General features: G+C 69.3%; 19 protein-coding genes. 6 read left to right on the top strand and 13 right to left on the bottom strand.

From position 1 onward, the window contains the following. The first annotated feature begins 4 nt into the window (after window positions 1-4). Entirely contained in the window at window positions 5-2,407 is a 2,403-nt protein-coding gene (locus tag IPZ69_RS20155) for a galactose oxidase-like domain-containing protein (RefSeq protein WP_235455560.1), read from the top strand. Here the strand turns inward: IPZ69_RS20155 and IPZ69_RS20150 are convergent. The 4 genes from IPZ69_RS20150 to trhA form a co-directional block, all read right to left on the bottom strand. Beyond that, on the bottom strand, window positions 2,404-3,135 hold the full coding sequence (locus IPZ69_RS20150; RefSeq protein WP_235455559.1) for a Mut7-C ubiquitin/RNAse domain-containing protein: 732 nt from the start codon (window positions 3,133-3,135) through the stop codon (window positions 2,404-2,406). The genes IPZ69_RS20155 and IPZ69_RS20150 overlap by 4 nt on opposite strands. A gap of 33 nt (window positions 3,136-3,168) precedes the next feature. After that, complete coding sequence (locus IPZ69_RS20145; protein WP_445330176.1) at window positions 3,169-3,798, bottom strand: TetR/AcrR family transcriptional regulator; 630 nt, start codon at window positions 3,796-3,798, stop codon at window positions 3,169-3,171. A 5-nt stretch (window positions 3,799-3,803) separates the two neighbouring features. Continuing rightward, entirely contained in the window at window positions 3,804-5,387 is a 1,584-nt protein-coding gene (locus IPZ69_RS20140; protein ID WP_235455557.1) for an MFS transporter, read from the bottom strand. Between the two features lie 94 nt (window positions 5,388-5,481). Continuing rightward, window positions 5,482-6,195, bottom strand: coding sequence for a PAQR family membrane homeostasis protein TrhA (trhA, locus tag IPZ69_RS20135; protein ID WP_235455556.1), 714 nt, complete (start codon window positions 6,193-6,195; stop codon window positions 5,482-5,484). Between the two features lie 324 nt (window positions 6,196-6,519). Between trhA and IPZ69_RS20130 the strand changes: the two genes are divergently transcribed. Further along, the gene (locus tag IPZ69_RS20130; RefSeq protein WP_235455555.1) at window positions 6,520-8,343 is read left to right on the top strand and encodes a phosphoenolpyruvate carboxykinase (GTP); all 1,824 of its coding nucleotides are present in this window, start codon (window positions 6,520-6,522) and stop codon (window positions 8,341-8,343) included. A 202-nt stretch (window positions 8,344-8,545) separates the two neighbouring features. Here the strand turns inward: IPZ69_RS20130 and IPZ69_RS20125 are convergent, their stop codons facing one another. Continuing rightward, on the bottom strand, window positions 8,546-8,980 hold the full coding sequence (locus IPZ69_RS20125) for a GtrA family protein (RefSeq protein ID WP_235455554.1): 435 nt from the start codon (window positions 8,978-8,980) through the stop codon (window positions 8,546-8,548). A gap of 128 nt (window positions 8,981-9,108) precedes the next feature. Between IPZ69_RS20125 and IPZ69_RS20120 the strand changes: the two genes are divergently transcribed. Further along, on the top strand, window positions 9,109-10,143 hold the full coding sequence (locus tag IPZ69_RS20120) for a glycosyltransferase family 2 protein (protein WP_235455553.1): 1,035 nt from the start codon (window positions 9,109-9,111) through the stop codon (window positions 10,141-10,143). A gap of 37 nt (window positions 10,144-10,180) precedes the next feature. On the opposite strand, the gene pqqE is transcribed toward IPZ69_RS20120, so the two are convergent. The 4 genes from pqqE to pqqA all read right to left on the bottom strand — a co-directional run bounded on the left by pqqE (window position 10,181) and on the right by pqqA (window position 12,534). Further along, entirely contained in the window at window positions 10,181-11,275 is a 1,095-nt protein-coding gene (gene pqqE / locus IPZ69_RS20115; protein ID WP_235455552.1) for a pyrroloquinoline quinone biosynthesis protein PqqE, read from the bottom strand. Further along, the gene (gene pqqD, locus IPZ69_RS20110; RefSeq protein ID WP_268834810.1) at window positions 11,272-11,598 is read right to left on the bottom strand and encodes a pyrroloquinoline quinone biosynthesis peptide chaperone PqqD; all 327 of its coding nucleotides are present in this window, start codon (window positions 11,596-11,598) and stop codon (window positions 11,272-11,274) included. The genes pqqE and pqqD overlap by 4 nt, the downstream gene beginning before the upstream one ends. Continuing rightward, window positions 11,541-12,251 (bottom strand): pyrroloquinoline-quinone synthase PqqC, encoded by a 711-nt coding sequence (gene pqqC / locus IPZ69_RS20105; protein ID WP_235455550.1) that lies wholly within the window; start codon window positions 12,249-12,251, stop codon window positions 11,541-11,543. Before pqqC ends, pqqD begins: the two co-directional genes overlap by 58 nt. Window positions 12,252-12,378: 127 nt before the next feature. After that, on the bottom strand, window positions 12,379-12,534 hold the full coding sequence (gene pqqA, locus IPZ69_RS20100) for a pyrroloquinoline quinone precursor peptide PqqA (RefSeq protein ID WP_235455549.1): 156 nt from the start codon (window positions 12,532-12,534) through the stop codon (window positions 12,379-12,381). Window positions 12,535-12,706: 172 nt separating this feature from the next. Here pqqA and IPZ69_RS20095 point away from each other — a divergent pair, with 172 nt between their 5' ends. Next, window positions 12,707-13,834, top strand: coding sequence for a PQQ-dependent sugar dehydrogenase (locus tag IPZ69_RS20095; RefSeq protein WP_235455548.1), 1,128 nt, complete (start codon window positions 12,707-12,709; stop codon window positions 13,832-13,834). Window positions 13,835-13,861: 27 nt separating this feature from the next. On the opposite strand, the gene IPZ69_RS20090 is transcribed toward IPZ69_RS20095, so the two are convergent. Then, window positions 13,862-15,370, bottom strand: a complete 1,509-nt coding sequence (locus IPZ69_RS20090; protein WP_235455547.1) for a glycosyltransferase family 39 protein — start codon at window positions 15,368-15,370, stop codon at window positions 13,862-13,864. A gap of 44 nt (window positions 15,371-15,414) precedes the next feature. Then, the gene (locus tag IPZ69_RS20085; RefSeq protein ID WP_235455546.1) at window positions 15,415-16,698 is read right to left on the bottom strand and encodes a glycosyltransferase 87 family protein; all 1,284 of its coding nucleotides are present in this window, start codon (window positions 16,696-16,698) and stop codon (window positions 15,415-15,417) included. A gap of 136 nt (window positions 16,699-16,834) precedes the next feature. Here IPZ69_RS20085 and rfbA point away from each other — a divergent pair, with 136 nt between their 5' ends. Then, window positions 16,835-17,758 carry a glucose-1-phosphate thymidylyltransferase RfbA gene (gene rfbA / locus IPZ69_RS20080; RefSeq protein ID WP_235455545.1) on the top strand — a complete coding sequence of 308 codons (924 nt, stop codon included), beginning with the start codon at window positions 16,835-16,837 and terminating at the stop codon, window positions 17,756-17,758. Then, window positions 17,755-18,342 (top strand): dTDP-4-dehydrorhamnose 3,5-epimerase, encoded by a 588-nt coding sequence (rfbC, locus tag IPZ69_RS20075; RefSeq protein ID WP_235455544.1) that lies wholly within the window; start codon window positions 17,755-17,757, stop codon window positions 18,340-18,342. Before rfbA ends, rfbC begins: the two co-directional genes overlap by 4 nt. A 195-nt stretch (window positions 18,343-18,537) precedes the next feature. Here the strand turns inward: rfbC and IPZ69_RS20070 are convergent, their stop codons facing one another. Together IPZ69_RS20070 and IPZ69_RS20065 are read right to left on the bottom strand one after the other, a co-directional pair. Beyond that, a complete protein-coding gene (locus IPZ69_RS20070) occupies window positions 18,538-19,041 on the bottom strand; it encodes a hypothetical protein (protein ID WP_235455543.1) in 504 nt (167 codons plus the stop codon). A 233-nt stretch (window positions 19,042-19,274) separates the two neighbouring features. Next, the gene (locus tag IPZ69_RS20065; protein WP_235455542.1) at window positions 19,275-19,454 is read right to left on the bottom strand and encodes a hypothetical protein; all 180 of its coding nucleotides are present in this window, start codon (window positions 19,452-19,454) and stop codon (window positions 19,275-19,277) included. Window positions 19,455-19,512: the final 58 nt, after the last annotated feature.

Here is a 19,512-nt window from a genome sequence, read left to right as displayed (position 1 = left end):
CCGTGTGAACAAACACCGCAGACGGACCGCGCTGGCCGGGGTCGGGGCCCTGACCGCCGGACTCCTCCTCACCTCGCCCCAGTCCGCCGAGGCCGCCAACCTCATCAAGAACGCCGGCTTCGAGACGGCCGGCACCGACGGCATGCCCTACTGCTGGGAGAAGTCCGGCTGGGGCGACAACGACTTCAGCTTCGCCACCGTCGCCGACGCCCACTCCGGCTCCAAGGCCATGAAGGTCACGCTCACCCGCCGCGTCGACGGCGACCGCAAGGCGCTGATCACCGAGTCCACCGCGTGCGCGCCGACGGTCACGGCGGGCAAGCAGTACGACCTCTCGCTCTGGTACAAGTCCACGACGCCCGACACCGCCGTCACGCTCTTTAGGCACGACACGACGGCGGGCTGGCAGTACTGGACCGACCTCAAGACGCTGGACATGGCGTCGGCCTACACGCAGGCCACGGTCCGCACCCCCGAGGTCCCGGCCGGCACCGACCGCATCACCTGGGGCGTGTCGGTGTACGGCACGGGCTCGGCGACCACCGACGACTACTCCATGGAGCAGGTCCCCGACACGCTCCCGCCGCCCCAGTGCACCGGCACCAACGACCAGTGCGCCAACGGCAGTTGGTCGGTGCAGCCGACGCAGAACCCGGTCCGCTCCATGCACTCCGTCGTCCTCAACAACGGCAAGGTGCTGCTGATCGCCGGCTCCGGCAACAGCGAGGAGAACTTCAACGCGGGCACGTTCACCAGCGCGGTGTACGACCCGGCCACCGGTACGTACAAGGTCGTCCCCACGCCGAAGGACATGTTCTGCGCGGGGCACATCCAGTTGCAGGACGGGCGCGTGCTCGTCATGAGCGGCAACAAGGCGTACCCGGTCCCGGGCGGGCACGGCTACGAGGGCTTCAAGGACTCGTACATCTTCGACCCGAAGACCGAGACGTACAGCAAGACCAACGACCTGAACGACGGCCACTGGTACCCCTCGGCGACCGAGCTGGGCAACGGTGACGTCATCTCCTTCGGCGGTCTGCGCGAGGACTCCTCCGGTTCGGTCACCGCCGAGTACTGGTCGGACAAGGACCAGCAGTGGCAGCCGCTGTGGAAGGTCAACCAGACCTGGTCGTTCTGGGGTCTGTACCCGTCGATGATCCTGATGCAGGACGGCCGCCTCTTCTACTCGGGCAGCCATGTCTTCGGCAACAACATCCCGGGCACCGGGTCGGCGGTCTACGACTACAACGCCAACACGGTCACGCAGGTCCCGGGCCTGCAGAAGAAGGACGAGCGCGATCAGTCGGCGAGCGTGCTGCTGCCTCCGGCGCAGGACCAGCGGGTCCTCACGCTCGGCGGCGGCAACATCGACTCCAACCCGGACGGCAACCGGCTGACCGACCTCATCGACCTCAAGCAGGCCGACCCGGCCTACACCGCGGGCCCGCTCCTCCCGCAGGGCACGGTCGACCTCGGCAACGGCAAGGTCCCCGAGACCGGCGCCCAGGGCAAGATGTACGTCTCCGCGGTGCTGCTGCCCGACGGCAAGGTGCTGGAGACGGGCGGCGCCCTGCACAACCGGGCCAACCCGGTCTACGAGTCGTCGATCTACGACCCGGACGGCAACACCTTCGACCCGGTGGCCGCCGACCCCGAGGCCCGCGGCTACCACTCCTCCGCGTTCCTGCTGCCCGACGGCCGGGTGATGGCCACCGGTGACAACCCGGGCAACGGCAGCTGGAACCACAACGTGTCGATCTACACCCCGCCCTACCTCTACAAGGGCACCCGCCCGACGATCACCTCGGTGATCAACCAGGAGTGGAAGTACGGCGACACCCAGCGGATCACGGTGGACCGGCCCATCGCCAAGGCGGAGCTGATCCGCCCGGCCGCGGTCACCCACTCCTCCGACCCCAACCAGCGGTTCGTCGACCTCCCGCTCTCGGTGGACGGCAACAACGTCGACCTGAACGTGACGAGCAACCCCAATCTGGCCCCGCCCGGCTGGTACATGCTCTTCGCGGTCGACGCCAACGGCGTTCCGTCGGTGGCGAAGTGGGTGCACCTCCAGGGGCCGGCCGCGCTCAGCGCCTCGGCCGCCTCCGCGCACGTCCACTCCTTCGCCGACTCCCTGGAGGGCAAGGTCACCGGGCCCGGCAAGAAGCGCGCCTCGCAGAAGGTCAGCCCCACCCTCGCGGGCTGCGACCGGCACTACGGCTCGGTCAACGTCTGCGTGCCGACGGTCTTCCCGCCGCAGGTGAAGAAGACGGCGGCCGCGCGGTGCGGCTGGCTCAAGCGGAACCACTACGGCCGGCTGAAGGTCAACGGCAAGGACGACCCGCTCGGCCTGGACCGCGACCGGGACGGAACGGCCTGCGGAAAGCGTGATGTGAGAAGGCGTTAGCCGCGTTCCGAGTGCTCCGCCAGGGCGCGTGCCACGACAGCCTCCAACTGCTCGTGGTGCGCGCCCTTCCAGTACACCCGCTCGCACTGCGAGCACTGGGCGAAGACGTCGTACGACCGCTGCGTCCCGCCCTTGAGCCGGTCGGCCACCTGGTCCTTGGTGGCCTCCGTGAGCAGGCCGTTGCAGGCGGTGCAGCGCGTCCAGGGGCGCAGTTCGGGGGCGAAGCGGCCGAGGACGTCGCGGAGTTGGTCCTCGGGGCGGGTGCTGTAGACATAGGCGCCCGCCCACAGCTCGCGGCGGCGCAGCAGTCCGCGGTCGCGGCTGAGCATGACCCGCTTCTCGGCGGCCGAGCGCGCGGCCAGCGCCGGGTCGCCGATGTCCGTCGACTCGTACGCCGCGTCCACGCCGAGCAGCCGCAGCCGGCGGGCGAGGGTGCCGAGGTGGACGTCGAGGAGAAAGCGCAGGGGCGCGCCGGGCACCCGCTGGGGCCGCCCCACCGCCCGTACCTCCACGGACTCGCCCGCCGCCGGGACGTGCGACACCGGCACCTCACGGCCGTCCACGACCAGCGCGCCGACCTCGGTGAGCGGGACGCCGAGGGACTCGACGACATGGCCCAGGGTCGAGACGCCGTCGGTGGCGAGGGGGGTGGCGCCGTCGCGGCGGGCGTGCGGGACGAACAGGCACAGCTCGGGGGCGACTTCGACGCGGATCTCGGGACCGTTCACCTGGCCAGGATGTCACGGGCCGGGGAGCTCGGGTCAGGGATTTTCCCTGGGCAGGCCGTGCTCCAGGACGTCCAGCGTGCGGTCGATGAGGTCCGCCAGGTCCTCCCGGTGGCCGTTCTCGGCCCAGTACAGGGAGGTCTCCATCAGGCCGCCGATCAGGGACATGGCGTAGACCCGCACCTCCAGGCTGTCCGGGTCCCGGCCGGTGCGCTCGGCGACGGCCTGGCAGAGCATGCGGCCGGTGACCGACATGCTCTCCATCATCCGCGAGCGCACCGCGGGCACCTCCACCATCAGGCGGGTCCGCAGCCGGGACACCGTGGCGTCCTCGTCGACGCCGAGCTGGACGGCCCGCCGCATCACGTACCGGACGGACTCGGTCCAGGGCTCCTCGGCGGGCCGGGCCCTGAGTTCCTCCATGATGAGCGGGTCGTACTCGTCCGTGAGGACGATGTCCTCCTTGGTCGGGAAGTACCGGAAGACGGTCGACGGCGACACCTCGGCGCGCTCGGCGATCTGGTCGATCGTCGTGGCGTCGTACCCCTGTTCCTCGATCAGTTCGTACGTCGCGGTGCGGATCGCCTCGCGCGTCTTGATCTTCTTCCGCTCGCGCAGACCCGGGCGCGGGCGGTCGGCGGGGGTGGAGGTGCGTGCGGCCGTCATGAAGGTCATTGTCGGACATCCTCCGTCGGGGTGACCACGGGCCGGTCCGCCCCGGTGGCATCCTCGTCCGTCGCGCTCCGCCGCTTTGGTGCGCCGCCGGGCAGGAACGCCGCGGCCAGCAGCGCGGCCACCAGGGAGGCGGCGCCGCAGACCAGCAGGACCAGGCCCATGCCGTGGACGTACGCGCCATTCGCGGAGGCCACCAGGTGGGCGGAGCCCGCGCGCTCGGCGACCAGGTGCGCGGCCACCACGGACTCCCCGGCGGTGTGCGCGGCCCCGCCGGGCAGCCCGGTGACGTCGAGCCGGTCGCGGAAGGCGCCCGCGAGCAGGCTGCCGAGCAGCGCGATGCCGATCGCGCCGCCGACCTGGCGCAGGGTCATGAGCAGCCCGGAGCCGCTGCCGGCCCGGTCGGCGGGCAGGGCGGCCAGCGCCCCGTCCATCGCGGGCACGACCGAGAAGCCGAAGCCCAGGCCGGCGATCGAGAGCCACAGCGCGGTGAAGCCGTAGCCGGACTCCGCGGTCGTACGGCTGCCGAGCAGGGCGGCGAAGGCGAGGACGACCAGGCCGGCGCTGACGACGGCGCGGGGCCCGAAGCGCGCGACGACCGGCTGGGCTCCCCGGGCGGCGATCATCAGTCCGCCCATCATCGGCAGCAGACGCACCCCAGTGCCGAGGGCGTCATGGCCGAGGACGGCCTGGAGGTAGGGCGGCAGGACGAACATCAGGCCGGACAGCACGAACATCACCAGGGTCGCGGCGACGGTGTTGAGCAGGAAGCCGCGCTGGGCGAGCAGCCCCATGTCGAGCATGGGCCGCAGGGCCCGGCGCTCGCGCAGGACCAGCCCGGTGAGCAGGACGACGGCCGTGGCGAAGAAGGCCAGTACCCGGGCGTCGCCCCAGCCGCGCCCGGGCGCCTCGATGATCGCGTAGATGAGGGCGGCCAGCCCGGACGCGGTGAGCACGGTGGAGAGGACGTCCACCTTCGGGGAGGCAGGGTCCCGGGTCTCGGGCAGCAGGAGGACGCAGGCCGCGACGCCGATGGCCACCATCGGGACGTTGACCAGGAAGACCGAGCCCCACCAGAAGTGGTTCAGCAGGAAGCCGCCGATGATCGGGCCGAGCGGCAGGCCGAGCGCCGAGGCGGCCGAGATGATGCCGACGGCCCGGGTGCGCTCGTCCGGCCCGAACAGCGAGGGCAGCACGGACAGCGCGAGCGGCATGACCAGCGCGGCGCCGACGCCCATCACCGCGCGGGCGGCGATCACCCAGTTCACGTCGTCGGCCAGGATGCCGACCAGGGAACCGGCGAGGAAGATCCCGAGGCCGGTGATGAGCATCCGGCGCCGCCCGAACCGGTCGCCGAGCAGGCCCGCGGGGAGCATCAGCGCGGCGAACACGACGACGTACGCGTCGGCCATCCACTGCTGCTGGCCGGTGGTCGCGCCGAGCTGCTCCGCCATGGTCGGCAGCGCCACGTTGAGGATCGTCATGTCGAAGCCGAGCACCAGCATGCTCGCGACCAGGGCCCCGAGGGCCCACCAGCGGCGGGGGTCGCGCCGCGTCTCCTGGGAGGGAATGACAGTAGCCATGAAATGAAAGTAACTCTCAAAATCGAGCTACTGTCAACGCATACGAAAATGGCCACGGCTCGGATGAGCCGTGGCCGGTGGTCGGGGGAGGCGGTTACGCGTGCTGGTACGCCACCAGGGAGATGCCGACGTAGTGGACGACGAAGGCGGCGAGGGTGAAGGAGTGGAACACCTCGTGGAAGCCGAACCAGCGCGGTGAGGGATTGGGGCGCTTGATCCCGTAGATCACTCCGCCCGCGCTGTAGAGGAGGCCGCCCACGATCACCAGGACCAGGACCGCGATGCCGCCGGAGCGCATGAAGTCCGGCAGGAAGAAGACGGCCGCCCAGCCCATGGCCAGGTAGCAGGGGGTGTAGAGCCAGCGTGGGGCGCCCACCCAGAAGACACGGAAGACGATGCCGGCGGCCGCGGCCGCCCAGATGCCCCACAGCAGCCACTGCCCCTTGGCGCCGGGCAGGAGCAGCATGGTCAGCGGCGTGTAGGTGCCCGCGATGATCAGGAAGATGTTGGCGTGGTCGAGTCTGCGCAGTATGCCGTCCATGCGCGGACTCCAATTGCCCCGGTGGTACAGCGCGCTCACGCCGAACAGCAGGCACGCCGTCAGGACGTAGACGCCGCAGGCCACGCGACCGCGCGGGGAGTCGGCGAGGGCGGTGAGGATCAGGCCGGCGACGAGTACCGCCGGGAACATGCCGAGATGCAGCCAGCCGCGGAGCTTCGGCTTGACCGGGTGCGGCAAGGAGAGCGCGACGGGACCGCGGCCGGCGGCCGGCGGTTCCATGGGCGCGTCGGGAGCGGACGCAGTCATGACCGGAATCGTACCTACGGAACCGTAAGTTACGTACCAGTCCCGGCCGATGGCGTGCCCGGAGTGGCCATCGTCTCACGGCGGCTCCAGGGCCGTACGCAAAGAGTCCCTCAGTCGAACTTCACGTGCACGCAAAGAAACGCGGGACAAGCCGAAAACCGTGGTCTTCCTCACGTCGCTCACCTGTGATGCGCTCTGGACATATGCGCACTACCATCGGATGATCAAATGAGTGCGGTCGGCACCGGATGAGCGGCTACGAAGCGTCCGGGCCGCGGCCCCCACGGGGCAACAAAGGACAAAATCCCTCATTTAGGAGCAATCGTGGCGCGCGACAACGCGGCTCCCCCCGTCATCCCCACCAACCACCAGGAACTGATCTCGTGGGTCAACGAGATCGTCGAACTGACCCAGCCGGACAACGTGGTCTGGTGTGACGGATCCGAGGCCGAATACGAGCGCCTCGCGGAGGAGCTCGTCAGCAAGGGCACCTTCAAGAAGCTGGACCCGGTCAAGCGCCCCCACTCCTACTACGCCGCCTCCGACCCGACCGACGTCGCGCGCGTCGAGGACCGGACCTTCATATGCTCCGAGAAGGAGCAGGACGCGGGTCCGACCAACCACTGGAAGGCGCCCGCCGAGATGCGGGAGATCTTCCAGGGCGAGCAGGGCCTGTTCCGTGGCTCGATGCGGGGCCGCACGATGTACGTCGTGCCGTTCTGCATGGGCCCGCTGGGCTCCCCGCTCTCCGCGCTCGGCGTGGAGATCACGGACTCCGCCTACGTGGCCGTGTCGATGCGGACGATGACGCGCATGGGTCAGGCGGTCCTGGACGAGCTGGGCGACGACGGCTTCTTCGTGAAGGCCGTCCACACGCTCGGCGCCCCCCTGGAGGAGGGCCAGGAGGACGTCCCGTGGCCGTGCAACCAGACCAAGTACATCTCCCACTTCCCGGAGAGCCGCGAGATCTGGTCCTACGGATCCGGCTACGGCGGCAACGCCCTGCTCGGCAAGAAGTGCTACGCCCTGCGCATCGCCTCCGTCATGGCGCGTGACGAGGGCTGGCTCGCCGAGCACATGCTGATCCTCAAGCTGACCCCGCCGCAGGGCGAGTCCAAGTACGTCGCCGCGGCCTTCCCGTCCGCCTGCGGCAAGACCAACCTCGCCATGCTGGAGCCGACGATCTCCGGCTGGACCGTGGAGACCATCGGCGACGACATCGCCTGGATGCGCTTCGGCGAGGACGGCCGCCTGTACGCGATCAACCCCGAGGCCGGCTTCTTCGGCGTCGCGCCCGGCACCGGTGAGCACACCAACGCCAACGCGATGAAGACGCTGTGGGGCAACGCGGTCTTCACCAACGTCGCGCTCACCGACGACAACGACATCTGGTGGGAGGGCATGACGGAGGAGACTCCGGCCCACCTGACGGACTGGAAGGGCAACGACTGGACGCCTCGGTCCGACAGCCCGGCCGCCCACCCCAACGCCCGCTTCACGGTCCCCGCCGCCCAGTGCCCGATCATCGCGCCGGAGTGGGAGGACCCGAAGGGTGTGCCGATCTCGGCGATCCTCTTCGGCGGCCGCCGCGCCAGCGCGGTGCCGCTGGTGACGGAGTCCTTCGACTGGAACCACGGCGTCTTCCTGGGCGCCAACGTCGCCTCCGAGAAGACCGCCGCCGCCGAGGGCAAGGTCGGCGAGCTGCGCCGCGACCCCTTCGCGATGCTGCCCTTCTGCGGCTACAACATGGGCGACTACATGGCCCACTGGATCGACGTGGCCAAGGGCAAGGACCAGTCCAAGCTGCCGAAGATCTACTACGTCAACTGGTTCCGCAAGAACGACCAGGGCAAGTTCGTCTGGCCGGGCTTCGGTGAGAACAGCCGCGTCCTGAAGTGGATCGTGGAGCGTCTCGACGGCAAGGCCGAGGGTGTGGAGACCCCCATCGGCATCCTGCCGGCCAAGGCGGCCCTCGACACCAAGGGTCTCGAACTCGCCGACTCCGACCTGGACTTCCTGCTCACGGTCGACACGGAGGTCTGGCGCGAGGAGGCGGCGCTCGTCCCCGACCACCTCAACACGTTCGGCGACCACACCCCGAAGGAGCTGTGGGACCAGTACCACGCGCTGGTGCAGCGCCTGGGCTGAGGTCCGCACGAAAGAAAGACTCCGCGGCCGGTCTTCGGATGCCCTGACCAGCGATCGTCACGGCCGGCCGCGGTGCAGTCCTCCCGGACCGGCGAGGTCCCGCACAACGAGGTGCGGGGCCCAGGCCTGTCGCCGCGCTCCCGTCCGCCCCGACGGGAAGACACGGCGACAGGCCATTCGCCTTTTCCGGCGGCCCGGGGACTCAAGGCCCCCGGAACACCCACAGCCGCAGCAGCACGAAGCGCAGCGCCGTCGCGGCCGCATTGGCCACGATCAGTGCGCCGACCTCCACCTCCGGCGCGTCGGGCAGAGTCCGGTGCACCACGGCGAGGGCCCCTCCGCTGAGCGCGAGTCCGGCGAAGAAGGCCACCAGCCCTTGCAGTTGATGCCGGGCGGCCCCCTCCGCGCCGCGCACCCGGAAGGTGAACCGGCGGTTGGCCGCGGTGTTGGCCACGGCCGTGACCAGGAGCGCGACCAGGTTGGCGGGCTGGGCGTCGAGCACCGGCCGAAGTGCCACGTACAGGCCCAGATAGGCGGCGGTGGACACCAGGCCGATGATCGCGAACACCGGAAGCTGCCGGGCGAACCCGGCCTCGGGTACGTCGGAGGCGGTGGCGGGCTCGGTGAGGTTCGGCATGGATTACGGCACCCGGGGTTCGAGGACGTGTGTCTGTGCGCACTGAGACAGCGTCAGACAGTACCTTATGTGAGCAAAACGGGCGCCTGATTGCGCCGCCCCGCTCCAGAATGGGCTGGCATCTCCGAATGATTGATGTGCTCCATGACCCGACCGACCAGATCGAGTCGGCGGTTGAGTTGTCGGTCGTGATCCCGATGTTCAACGAGGAAGAGGCGTTGCCGGCGCTGGTCGGGCGGCTGCGGCCGGTGCTGGACGGCACGGGCGAGCCGTACGAGGTCGTCGCGGTGGACGACGGGTCCAAGGACAGGACGGCCCACCTGCTGACGGAACTGCGGGCCACCTGGCCGCAGCTGCGACTGGTGCGACTGCGCCGCAACAGCGGACACCAGGCCGCGCTGACCGCCGGGTTGCACCACGCCCGCGGTCACTACGCCGCGAGCCTCGACGCCGATCTCCAGGACCCCCCGGAGAAGATCCCCGAGATGCTCGCCCTGGCCCGCTCCCGGAAGCTGGACATCGTCTATGGGGTGCGCGCCAACCGCTCCACCGACACCGGCTTCAAGCGCCGTACGGCGGGGGTCTACTACTGGCTCATGCGCCGCCTGGTCGGCAACCACGTGCCGGCCCAGGCGGGCGACTTCCGTCTCCTGTCACGCAACGTGCTCGACGCCCTGAAAGCCCTGCCTGACCAGCCGCAGGTGTACCGGCTCCTCGTGCCGTGGCTCGGCTTCCCCAGCGGAGAGGTCACCTACCACCGCGAAGAACGCGTCGCCGGTGAGACCAAGTACCCTCTGCGCAAGATGGTCCTGCTGGCGCTCGACAGCATCGTCGGCTTCTCCGTCGCCCCGTTGCGCCTGGCCATCTGGCTGGGCACCTTCGCCTTCCTGGTCTGTCTCGGCGTGCTGGTGTACACGCTGGCCGCGTACACGGCGGGCGACACCGCCCCCGGCTGGACCTCCCTGATCATCGCCGTGCTCTTCATCGGCTCCGTCCAGCTCATCTGCCTGGGCGTGCTCGGCGAGTACATCGGCCGCGTCTACACGGCCATGCAGCAACGCCCGACCTACTACATCGGCGAGGACACCGGCGCGGCCGTCGCCCCCACGGCGAGCCTCGCCTGGCCGGGGCCGCGACGCGGGCAGGACTCCGTCGGCGGCTAGAACGGCCCGGGGTGGTTGCCGTGACAGGCCGGAGAGATCACCGGCGAGGCTCGCGGTCGGCGTAGGTCCGGTACTCGTAGCCCGGTCTGCCTGCCTCCGTGAACACGGCCTCTTCCACGAGGCCGTGGTCCGGAGACAGCCGGCACGCCGGGTCGGTGCGGGCGGCGTCGCCGGTGAGGGCGAAGGCCTGGCAGCGGCAGCCGCCGAAGTCCTCGTCACGGTGGGGACAGCCGCGGCACGGTTCGCGCATCCAGTCGGTGCCGCGGTACCGGTTGAAGGCGCCGGAGTGCTCCCAGATCCATGCGAGCGGCCGGTCTGCGACATTCGGCGGGTCGATGCCGGGCAGCGTCGCCGCGGCCGGACAGGGCAGCACCGTGCCGTCGGGTGTGACCGTGAGCGAGACCGCTCCCCATCCGCCCATGCACGGTTTGGCGACCCCCGCCACGTAGTCGGGTGCCACCCACACGAGTTCGGTGCGGCCCGCCAGCCGCTTCCGCCACCGCTCCACGGCCCGCGACGCCTGGCGCAGTTGCTCGACGCGGGGCATGAGCGCGGCCCGATTGCGCAGGGCCCAGCCGTAGAACTGCGTGTTGGCCAACTCGATGCGGTCCGCGCCCCACGACAGCGCCAGACGTACCAGGGCGTCGATCTCGTCGAGGTTGTCGTGGTGCAGAACGACATTGACCCCCAGGGGAATCCCTGTCTGCCGGACCAGCGCCGCCGCGTGCTCCTTCGCCGCGAACGACCGGCGACCGGCGATCCGGTCGGAAGAGCCCGGGTCCGCGTGCTGCACCGACAGTTGGACGCTGCGCAGTCCGGCCGTCAGGAGACCGTCCAGCCGGGCCTGGTCCAGCCCCAGCCCACTGGTGACGAGCTGGGTGTGGATGCCCGCCGAGTCCGCCGCCGCGACGATGGTTTCCAGGCCGTCCTTCAACAGAGGCTCCCCGCCGGAGAGATGGGTGCTCACCACGCCCAGGTCTCCGGCCTGCCGCATCACGTCCACCCAGCGGTCCGTGGTCAACTCGCGCGAGCGGCGCGTGAGCTCCAGCGGATTGGAGCAGTACGGACAACGCAACGGGCAGGCGTGCGTCAGCTCGGCGAGCAGGGCCCAGGGCCTTGCGACGCCGTTCACCGCAGCCAGCCCTCGGCCCGCATCCGGTCGAGGAACGCCGGCACATCGGTGGCCACCGGGGCACCGGGAAAGCGTGTTCCGAGCTCACCGATGATCCGCCGGACGTCGCGCGCGCCGTCGCACAGCCCGAGGACGGTGCCGGCCTGCCCGGTCAGTACCACCACGCGCTCCGGCATGACCAGCAGATCGGTGCCACGCACCCGGTCGTGCCGCAGTACCACGGCCGGCGAGAGCCTGGGGCGCCAGTTCGGCGCGGCCCCCGCCGTCACGGGCGGGTCTCCTGTCCGGCCACGGCGTCCAGCAGCGACCACAACACGTCGCATTTGAAGGCGAGTGCCGCCACCGCCCGCTCCTGTTCGGCCCCGCTGCGCGCCCACCGCAGGACCAGGCGCAATGCTTCCCCGCTGTCCCGCCGGCCCTGCCGGACGCGTGCCCGGAAATAGGCGAGGCCGTCGGCGTCGATCCAGGGATAGTGCCGCTCGAAGGCCTCGATACGCCGCCGCATGAGGTCCGGAGCGGACAGTTCGGTCAGTGAGGCGGCCACCGCTTCCAGTGGTGACCGCAGGCGGCAGAAGTTGACGTATCCGTCCACGGCGAGCCGCACGCCGGGCAGTACGTCCGCGCCGGACAGCAGCGCGGCCCGGTCCAGGCCGGCGGCCTCGCCCAGCCGCAGCCACCGCTCGATGCCGCCTTCGCCCGGCTCGCGTCCGTCGTGGTCCTCGATCCTGCGCAGCCACATGCGCCGCAGGTCCGGGGAATCGAACTTGGCGGTGATGAGGGCGTCCTTAACCGGAATGTTCCGCTGGTAGTGGAAACGGTTGGTGATCCAGCACCGCAGCTGCGTCGGGCTGAGCCGGCCTTCGTGCATGCGGATGTTGAACGGATGACGGTCGTGGTAGCGCTCTTCGGCCACGCCCCGCAGCCTTTGCTCGAACTCCGCGCTTCCCCAAGGCCGCAGGGCCGCCGCAGTCGGCATGGTGTGATCTCCGTTCCGCCGGCGGCCACCTCGATGCCATGCCGGTCCGGCGTCCTGATACGTCGGCGTGCACCGCCGTGCGACCCCGAGGGCGGTCGGCGCCCTCAGGGTCGGGTCGGTGACCTCGCTAGCGGGTGGCCAGCGAGTACGCGGTGACTTCGAGAGCCGTGTCGACGACTACGTAGTCGGGCCGTTCCCAGGTCGTCTCGACGGTGCGAGGGGCCGCTTCGGTGTGGGCTCCGCGATCGGGTCCGCCCGTGGGTTCCCTGACTTCGTTCGGCATGATTCCTCTCCTTCCGGTGGACGGTGAGGTCCTCACCAGCATCCGGAGTCACCGGAGGCCGGGCAACCGGAGACGGCTGCACGGGTGACCCGTCGGGCCTGTCCGAGCCTTCGTCCCGCGAGGCCCACCTACGCTCCGGGTGAACATGCCGGTTCAGCCAGGAGGACGCGACGTGCCCACTGTCACGATGGCCCGCGGAACGTCGCGGAGGAGACCGCTGCGCGCGGCGACCGCCGTCGCCGCCATGGCCGCAGGGCTGCTTGTCCTTGCCGAGCCCGGAAGCAGCGCGTCCCTGCTGGCGGCGTCTCGTGCGTCCTCGGAACCCGGCACCGCCAGGACGATCTCGACCGGCTGGACCACACCCTGGGGCGTCAGTTGGCTCCCGGACGGCTCCGCGCTGGTCAACGAGGCCGAGACGTTCAAGATCTTCAGGCTCACCCAGTCCGGTGCAAAGATCCTCGTGGGAACCGTGCCGGAGACGGTGACCACCAAGCAGGAGGACGGTCTGCTGGGCATCGCCGTCTCGCCCCATTGGCAGCAGGACCACTACATCTACCTGTTCCACTCGGCGTCCGAGGGCAACCGGATCGCCCGGATGACCTACGACGGGTCCGCCCTCGGCGACTACCACGTGCTGCTCAGCGGCATCGCGCGGGCGGACTGGCACAACGGCGGCCGCCTGGTCTTCGGCCCGGACGGTTACCTCTACGCGGCGACCGGGGACTCGGAGCACCAGGAACTCGCGCAGGACAAGAACTCCCTCAACGGAAAGATCCTGAGGCTGACCGTCGAGGGCAAGCCCGCGCCGGGCAACCCCTTCGGGACGTACGTCTACTCCTACGGTCACCGCAACCCCGAGGGTCTGGCCTTCGACCCGGAGGGCCGCCTCTGGGCGTCCGAGATCGGCCCGGAATCCAACGACGAGCTCAACCTCATCGAACCCGGCAAGAACTACGGCTGGCCCACCTGTACTGGGCCCTGTGACACGCCGGGGATGACGAACCCCAAGGCCACCTGGGCCGTCACCGAGGCATCGCCGAGCGGCCTCGTCTACGCCGACGGCAGTCTGTACATGGCGAGCCTGCGCGGCATGCGCCTGTGGCGCATCCCGGTCAGCGGAACCGGCGTCGGCACCCCGGTGGCGTACTACACGAACCAGTACGGCCGTCTTCGTACCGTCGTCAAGGTTCCGGGCCGGAACACGCTGTGGGTGTTCACGTGCAACTCGGACCACAACGGCACCCAGCCCGACGGCTCGGACCAGGTACTCGAGACGGATCTGAAGTCTTCGGCGTCCTGATCGGCTCCGCCGCTCTGCATCGGAAGGTCAGTTCGTGGCCCTGCGGACGAGCAGGGTGACGGTCATCCCCGCCATCGATCGGCTCCAGGCCGGCGAGTACCGGTTCCGCAGGACGGAGGCCTGGCCCTGGTTGATGGCGTTGAACGGGTCGGGGTCGGCGCCGTGGCCCAGAAGCCAGATGCGCTGCTCGTCCTTCAGGCACCGGTCCGGCAGGGGGCAGTCGACCGAGTCGATCTGGTTGATCTGCCTCGGAGCCCTCTGCAGGAACACGTCGCGCATCTTGAGGTCGCGGGGCAGGTAGTACTGGACTCCGGCGTCGATCTTCCACGAGTGCTCGCGGTCGTAGACGACGGCGTCGCCGGGCCGGTAGTGCTTCCTGATCAGGTCCGCCGCGGACCTGTAGTCGAGGGGGGCCTGCATGATCGGGCCGTCGTGGTCGAAGGGCTGTCGCACTTGTCTCTGGTCGAACAGGTTGAGGACGGCCAGCACCATGAGGACGGCCGTTGCGGCCTTCCAGGAGTGACAGGCCGCGCTGAGGCCGGCGCCGGCGAGAAGGGCCCAGGCAGGGATGGCGAACAGCAGGTACGCGGGGCGGAAGTAGGAGATGTCGCCCTGGGAGGCGAGCCACACGAGCACGGGAGGCAGGACGGCCCAGACGGCGCACAGGAGCGGAGCGGCCCGGTGCGACGAGCGAGCCAGGGCAGCGAAGGCGATCAGTGCTCCGGCGCACGCTCCGGAGGCGAAAATATCCTGCCAGATGGTGAGGAGCGCCCACCCGTTGGGCACCGGAACCCACCACAGCTGGATGTTGACCTGGGAGCGGCCGAGCAGGACGACGGGGGCGAGACAGGCGGCGACGGCCAGGAGGGCGAGGGCGGACTTCCACCACAGGGAGCGGTCACGCCGTGCGTGGGCCGCGAGCATGCAGGCGTGGGCCGCCACGACGGACAGCGCGATCACGTGGAGCAGACCGAGGCCGACCAGCGTGAGTGCGTACGCGGCCCAGCGCCTCGGGTTGCGAGGGCGGTCGAGCACCCGGAGCAGCAGGAGGGTCGCGAGTGCCGCGAGGAGGATCACAAGGGCGTAGCTGCGTGCCTCCTGGGCGTATCGGCTCACGGCCGGAACGAGCGCGAAGAGAATTCCGGCGAGAATTCCGGCTCGCGAACCGAAGAGCCGGTTCCCGATGAGACTCACGACGGACGCGGCTCCGGACGCGGCGAGAACCGAGGGAAGCCGCATGGAAATGACGGAGTCACCGAAAAGGCTCACCCACAGGTGCAGCAGCAGGTAATACGTGCCGTGTACGGCGTCGACATTGTGCAGAGTGGCAAGGATGTGTCCCGTGTCGCGGGTCACCACGTCCCAGGTGATCAGCTCGTCGCGCCCCAGCGCGGGAGCGGTCAGGCCGTAGCCGGTCACGCCGAGGGTGAGGACGAAGGGCCACAGCAGCAGCCGTGTCCGGTGTCTCCTCGGTTCGGCCGCCGCCGCACCCCGGATCTCTTCGAGCGGTAGGGGCGGCGGAGCGGTGGCTACCATCAGGATCTCCTGTGCATTGCGGTGGGAACCCGGTACGCGAAGTGCTAGGCCGAAGCCGGCTCGACCGAGTTCCTGTCGGCGACGGCCTGAGGGGGCACGCTCGGTGTTTGGTTTCCGTGACGGAACTCGTGGATCGTCGTCCGGAGCAGAGCGATCAGTGCGAGGAGCATCAGCGCGGCGTGCGCGGGCATCGACAGATAGGGAGTCATGGCTGGTGAGACGCAGCAGTACAGGTAGCTGCCGAACGATGCCAGTTGCACCAGCAGTGGCACGTACCAGAGCTGACGGGGCAGCTGGAACGCGGCCACCACGCTGAGCACGTCCGCCGCGTAGAAGTACCGCTCGTGCATCGAGGGCAGCAGGAACGGCACCACGACCGAGGAGCAGGCGGCGAGCAGCACGATCCGGGTGTCCGTGAGTCCCGGTACGCCGGATCCGGAGTGCGGTACACCGCGTCGGCCGCGCCGCAGTGCCCACACGGACAGTCCGATCAGGAGCGACACGAGGACTCCCGCGATCACGATGCCCGCGCTGCGCACGCCGCTGGTGTCACCAGGCACCGACACGAACTCGTACACGGACGGCGCATTGATGCTGAGGGCGGGATACGTGCCCGTCTGCCGGGAGTAGACCGTCAGCAGCGGACCGGGGTCGGCGCCGAGCAGCAGGGCCGGGACATCGAGTACGAGATACGTCGCGGGAATGGCGAGCAGGCACCGCCACGGCACCCGTCCCACCAGCACCAGTACGAGCAGGAAGGGGAAGAGGAAGACGGCCTGGAACTTGAACGCCAGGGCGAGCCCGAAGAACGCGCACGCCCACCACGGCCGGTGGCGCAGCACGTGGTAGATCGCACCGACCAGGAAGGCCACGTAGATGGCGTCGCACTGCCCCCACCAACCGCTGTTCGTGACGACGGTGGGCAGGAAGAGCACCGCCGCGGCGGCGCCGACGGCCGCCCAGCGCTGCGTGGGCCGGAGCACGGCCACGATCCGGAAGCTGTAGTACGCCAGCGCCAGGTCGAACAGGATCGAGATCCACTTGATGCCCACCAGTGGGGGGACTGGCAGGTAGGTCAGTGCGGCCAGCAGGTAGAGGTAGGGGACGTTGTAGTCGGAGAAGCCGGGGTCGGCGAGAGCCGGGAACCCGCCGTGGCTCACGATGTGCCAGTACCAGGGCGCAAGGAAGGTGACGTAGTCCCCCGACTCGCTGGGGAGCAGGAGGATGCGGACCGAGACCGCCATCACCACCATCGTGTAGGCGGCCAGCGTCATCACCATGGGATCGGCCGTGCTCCGACGCGGTTCCTCGGCGGCAGTGTCGAGCATTCCGGACTCCGTTCAGGTCGCGCTCGATCGCGCCTGCGGACGGCATCCGGGCGCGACGGCGAACAGTATGTCCGAAACGCCCTGAGGTGGCGTGTAACAAACCGGCATTTATGGGTAATTCGCCTATGGTGCTGCCATGCGCGGAATTCTCCTGGCCGGAGGTACCGGCTCGCGACTGTGGCCGCTGACCCGCTCGGTGTCCAAGCAACTGCTGCCGGTTTTCGACAAACCGATGGTCTATTACCCGCTTTCCACATTGGTGATGGCGGGTATTCGGGACATCCTGATCATCACCACCCCTGAAGACCAGTATCAGTTCCGTCGTTTGCTCGGCGACGGCGGTCAACTGGGCCTGCGGCTGGAGTACGTGGCCCAGGAACACCCGGAGGGCATCGCCCAGGCCTTCCTGTTGGGGGCCGATTTCATCGGCGGCGAGCCCGTGGCCCTGATCCTGGGCGACAACATCTTCCACGGAAGCGGCCTCGGCACCCGCCTGGCCCACCATGACGGCGACATCGAGGGCGGCAGGGTGTTCGCCTATCCGGTCGCCAACCCCTCGGCCTATGGCGTCGTGGAGTTCGACGAGTCGGGCCGGGCGTTGTCCATCGAGGAGAAGCCGGCCCGGCCGAAGTCCCGCTACGCCGTACCCGGCCTCTACTTCTACGACCGTCACGTCGTGGACATCGCCCGAGGTCTGCGACCCAGTCCCCGGGGCGAGTTGGAGATCTCGGACCTCAACAGGGCCTATCTGGAGGCCGGGTCGCTGCACGTCACCCGACTCGACCGAGGTACGGCCTGGCTCGACACCGGGACCTTCACCTCGATGGTTCAGGCCGCGGAGTTCGTTCGGGTGATCGAGGAGCGCCAGGGCTTCAAGATCGGCTGCGTCGAGGAGGCGGTCTGGCGGGCCGGTCTGATCGACGACGAGCAACTCCGGGAACTCGCCGAGCCGCTGCTCAAGAGCGGATACGGCCACTATCTGATGGGTCTGCTGGAGGATTCCCGTCATGTCCTCATGCCGCAAAGAGGAAGCGGAACGCGTCACGGAGCACTCACATGAGACCACTGGGCATCGAAGGAGCCTGGGTGGAAACGCCCAGGGTATTCGCGGACGACCGGGGCCGCTTTCATGAGTGGTTCAAGGATGAAAAATTCCATGAATCCACCGATCGGCGGTTGCGGCTCGCGCAAGCCAATTGCTCCCGCTCCGCCCTCGGAACTCTCCGAGGTGTTCACTACGCATCGGTCCCGCCCGGTCAGGCCAAGTACGTCACCTGTGTCGGCGGCGCCGTGCTCGATGTGATCGTCGACCTCCGCACCGGCTCTCCGACGTTCGGGACCTGGGAGGCCGTCCGGCTCGACGACACGACGCACCGTTGCGTCTACCTCTCCGAAGGCCTGGGGCACGCCTTCATGGCGCTGGAGGACAACTCCACTGTGGTGTACCTCTGTTCGGAGGGATACGCGCCGGAACGTGAATTCGGAATCGACCCGCTCGATCCGGCGCTGGCCATCGCCTGGCCCGAAGACCTCACGCCGTTGCTTTCCCGAAAGGATGCGGCGGCGCCCACACTGGAGGAGGCCGAGCGAAAAGGCCTGTTGCCTTCGTTCGGAGACTGTCTGGCATATCGCAGACGCCATTGAGCCCGCTCGGGTGATCCTCATGGTGACATGCCGTCAAACCCTGACCATGTCATTGTCGTGAGTTTAAGAATGGTTTTGTCCGTGGCCCCAAGGCGGCGTGACTCGCATGCGAATCATGCGCAACGACTGCGCGCGCTTGCGGTTTGACCCCAGATTCTGAGGAAGGTTCTCTTGAACCGTAGAACGATCCGAAGCTCACGTCTGAGGACCGCCACGATGATGTCGGCGGGCGCTCTTGCGGTGATGCTCAACGTTGTACCGAACACGGTCGCCATCGCCGACGCCATTCACAGGTCGAACGTCGGCAACGCCGCGACCCATGCGGACCCCAGTCCGTACGGCTACGACGACGGCAAGAGCGGCGACCGGGGTCCCCAAGGCCCCGCGGGCAAGCCGGGCAAGCCGGGCCACGACGGTCATGACGGCAAGCCTGGCAAGCAGGGTCCGCAGGGTCCGCAGGGTCCGCAGGGTCCGCAGGGCAAGAAGGGCCACCAGGGTGCGCAGGGCGCCCAGGGTGCTCAGGGAGCCCAGGGTGCGCAGGGTGCCGAGGGCAACCAGGGTGCGCAGGGAGCCCAGGGTGCGCAGGGAGCCCAGGGTGCGCAGGGTGCCCAGGGTCACCAGGGCAACCAGGGTGCGCAGGGCGCCCAGGGTGCGCAGGGTGCGCAGGGTGCCCAGGGTGCGCAGGGTGCCCAGGGCCACCAGGGCAACCAGGGTGCGCAGGGAGCCCAGGGTGCCCAGGGTGCCCAGGGTGCCCAGGGAGCTCAGGGTGCCCAGGGTGCCTCGGGTAACCAGGGCAACCAGGGAGCTCAGGGAGCCCAGGGAGCCCAGGGTGCTCAGGGAGCCCAGGGTGCTCAGGGAGCCCAGGGTCCGCAGGGTGCTCAGGGTGCTCAGGGTGCCCAGGGTCCGCAGGGTGCTCAGGGAGCCCAGGGTGCTCAGGGAGCCCAGGGCGCGCAGGGAGCCCAGGGTGCCCAGGGTTCCTCGGGTATCAAGACGTACGTCAGGACCGCCACCTTCGCTCCCCCGGACCAGTCGGTGATCGCCTCGTGCGACACCGGCGACATCGCCACCGGCGGCGGGTACTTCTCGGAGTCCGGCGCCGACATCTCGCTCAACAGGCCCGTTCCCAACGCTTCAGGGGACACCCCCGTTGCGTGGGAGGTCGGCAGGGCG

The sequence above is a fragment of the Streptomyces olivochromogenes genome (assembly GCF_021538895.1).
In the GTDB taxonomy this organism is placed as follows: Bacteria; Actinomycetota; Actinomycetes; order Streptomycetales; family Streptomycetaceae; genus Streptomyces; species Streptomyces olivochromogenes_A.
The sequence above is the reverse complement of the archived record's forward strand: the minus strand, read 5'-3'. Positions and strand labels throughout refer to the sequence as shown.

Bases quoted from the DNA above. Each gene is read 5' to 3' on its own strand.
- IPZ69_RS20125 (WP_235455554.1), bottom strand. From the start codon at position 8,980: ATGCCGAACCTCACCGAGCCCGCCACCGCCTCCGACGTACCCGAGGCC.
- pqqA (WP_235455549.1), bottom strand. From the start codon at position 12,534: ATGCCGAACGAAGTCAGGGAACCCACGGGCGGACCCGATCGCGGAGCC.
- IPZ69_RS20085 (WP_235455546.1), bottom strand. From the start codon at position 16,698: ATGCTCGACACTGCCGCCGAGGAACCGCGTCGGAGCACGGCCGATCCC.
- IPZ69_RS20140 (WP_235455557.1), bottom strand. From the start codon at position 5,387: ATGGCTACTGTCATTCCCTCCCAGGAGACGCGGCGCGACCCCCGCCGC.
- IPZ69_RS20120 (WP_235455553.1), top strand. From the start codon at position 9,109: ATGATTGATGTGCTCCATGACCCGACCGACCAGATCGAGTCGGCGGTT.
- trhA (WP_235455556.1), bottom strand. From the start codon at position 6,195: ATGACTGCGTCCGCTCCCGACGCGCCCATGGAACCGCCGGCCGCCGGC.
- rfbC (WP_235455544.1), top strand. From the start codon at position 17,755: ATGAGACCACTGGGCATCGAAGGAGCCTGGGTGGAAACGCCCAGGGTA.
- pqqD (WP_268834810.1), bottom strand. From the start codon at position 11,598: ATGCGACGTGTTGTGGTCGCTGCTGGACGCCGTGGCCGGACAGGAGAC.
- IPZ69_RS20145 (WP_445330176.1), bottom strand. From the start codon at position 3,798: ATGACGGCCGCACGCACCTCCACCCCCGCCGACCGCCCGCGCCCGGGT.
- rfbA (WP_235455545.1), top strand. From the start codon at position 16,835: ATGCGCGGAATTCTCCTGGCCGGAGGTACCGGCTCGCGACTGTGGCCG.
- IPZ69_RS20090 (WP_235455547.1), bottom strand. From the start codon at position 15,370: ATGGTAGCCACCGCTCCGCCGCCCCTACCGCTCGAAGAGATCCGGGGT.
- pqqC (WP_235455550.1), bottom strand. From the start codon at position 12,251: ATGCCGACTGCGGCGGCCCTGCGGCCTTGGGGAAGCGCGGAGTTCGAG.